The organism is Leyella stercorea (assembly GCF_019052365.1).
Classification (GTDB): Bacteria; Bacteroidota; Bacteroidia; order Bacteroidales; family Bacteroidaceae; genus Prevotella.
In genome coordinates this window covers 1-1,720 of the sequence record NZ_JAHQUY010000152.1, presented here as the reverse complement: position 1 = coordinate 1,720, position 1,720 = coordinate 1, and the positions used below count along the sequence as shown (strand labels likewise).

Here is a 1,720-nt window from a genome sequence, read left to right as displayed (position 1 = left end):
TCTTTTGTTCTTGCCATAGCTTATGCTGTTTTATTTGTTAGTATAGTGGTCACGGTTTGCACCATTGACCGATTGTCGGGTGCAAAGTAAGTGTACTGAGTGCAGCCATGCAACTGATTGGGTGTAACGTGGCAATTTAGTTGTGGCTTGCTTATTTGCATACCGAGATAGCTGTGAGAACTTCAACGTATTTCTCAACTCATCATTGTTCATGTATTCGTTGCAGTCGTGCAAGTTTTTCTTGTTGTTTTTGGCGTTGAAGTCGGCAAACCCCGGCAACATACTGCCACAGAAATTGGAAACGCTTGTTTTTAGATTGCCGTGCCTTATCTTTGCACTCACAAACGTGGAGCACAGCATATGCGTGGAGCTTTGCGACATATAACATAGTATAAACTTAGAAAAAAGAAAAGTATGGGATTCATCGTATTCGAGGAAGAGGCATTCAACTATCTTGATGCCCAGTTGGAGAACTTCGTGAAGCGCATGGACAGAATCCGTGAGCGCAGTGAGGACAAGACCATGAACAAGTGGCTCGACACGCAGGACGTGTGTCAGACGCTCAACATCTGCCCACGGACAGTGCAGACGCTTCGGGACAACGGAACTTTGGCTTATACGCGAATCAGCCACAAGACCTACTACAAGCCGGAGGACGTGATGGCTATCGTAGCAGTAGTGGAGGACAAGAAAAAGGACATGCGCTTTCGCAAGCGCACAGGTTAGGCTGTCAATATACAACAGCCACTTAATCCAAAGCAGCAAGTAAACCGAGTAACGTAAGTATCAACAATAAAACGAGACAACTATGAGCAATGAAGTAATGACAAGAAACAGCGAGTGGATGAACCACATCGTGAACCACCTCAACCGAATGGTTGACAATTTTGAACGTGCCGTGATGAACTACCGCCCCATGCTTGGCGGTGAGCGGTTCATGACGGACAAGGAGCTTTGCGCCAGGCTGCAACTGAGCCGAAGAACCCTGCAGGACTACCGAAACAACGGTGTCATCCCGTATATCCAGCTTGGCGGAAAGATACTCTACCGCGAGTCCGACATTCAGAAGATTCTGATGGCCAACTATCGTGAAGCGTACAGAATGAAGGGCTTGTAGGAGAAATACATGTCCTTGATGAGTGGGGTGAAATGAACAAGGCGACAACGTATAACTTACCGAGTGTGGCTGTTATAGGTTGTCGCCTCGTTTTATTGGCTATACCGAGTTGTTCGTGTTTGCCGGGTATCATTTGTATTACCTGTATAAATCTAATACCATGCTAAAACACACTGCGGTGGTTCGCCCAAGTGGCTGGAGGCGCAAAGCCTCCAAGGAACGTTGCTTTATGGCAGGTCTATGCCATTGCATTCTCTGTAAAGATACAGACCAGTTTAGTGCGGCTTGTCTGTCTGCCGATGACGGACTGCATGATGAACTCCCGAAAGGCTCTGCTCTCAATGCTGTCAATACGGAAGGCTACCGCAATGACGAGTTCAAGGCTATACACATCATAGCTGATGCGGTCGTTCTTCCTGACATGACGGCGCACACTATGCTCTTTCAGAATGCCATCCTTGAATACAGCCTTGACAGCCTTGCGCACATAGCAGCCGAACACATTATACATGTCGGCAATCTCCTGCATGGTCATCCATACAGTATCGGTCGGCATGGATACCGTTCCGCTCTCGCTGATAGTTATAACTCCTCTGTTCATTT

3 protein-coding genes are annotated in these 1,720 nt (G+C 47.3%); 2 read left to right on the top strand and 1 reads right to left on the bottom strand.

From position 1 onward, the window contains the following. The first annotated feature begins 414 nt into the window (after window positions 1–414). Together KTQ90_RS13235 and KTQ90_RS13230 are read left to right on the top strand one after the other, a co-directional pair. A complete protein-coding gene (locus KTQ90_RS13235) occupies window positions 415–726 on the top strand; it encodes a helix-turn-helix domain-containing protein (RefSeq protein WP_217318813.1) in 312 nt (103 codons plus the stop codon). Window positions 727–808: 82 nt separating this feature from the next. After that, window positions 809–1,117, top strand: a complete 309-nt coding sequence (locus KTQ90_RS13230) for a helix-turn-helix domain-containing protein (protein ID WP_008145366.1) — start codon at window positions 809–811, stop codon at window positions 1,115–1,117. A gap of 238 nt (window positions 1,118–1,355) precedes the next feature. Here KTQ90_RS13230 and KTQ90_RS13225 read toward each other — a convergent pair whose 3' ends face one another. Then, window positions 1,356–1,718 carry a virulence RhuM family protein gene (locus tag KTQ90_RS13225; RefSeq protein ID WP_153093262.1) on the bottom strand — a complete coding sequence of 121 codons (363 nt, stop codon included), beginning with the start codon at window positions 1,716–1,718 and terminating at the stop codon, window positions 1,356–1,358. Between the last annotated feature and the right edge of the window lie 2 nt (window positions 1,719–1,720).

Bases quoted from the DNA above. Each gene is read 5' to 3' on its own strand.
- KTQ90_RS13235 (WP_217318813.1), top strand. From the start codon at position 415: ATGGGATTCATCGTATTCGAGGAAGAGGCATTCAACTATCTTGATGCC.
- KTQ90_RS13230 (WP_008145366.1), top strand. From the start codon at position 809: ATGAGCAATGAAGTAATGACAAGAAACAGCGAGTGGATGAACCACATC.
- KTQ90_RS13225 (WP_153093262.1), bottom strand. From the start codon at position 1,718: ATGAACAGAGGAGTTATAACTATCAGCGAGAGCGGAACGGTATCCATG.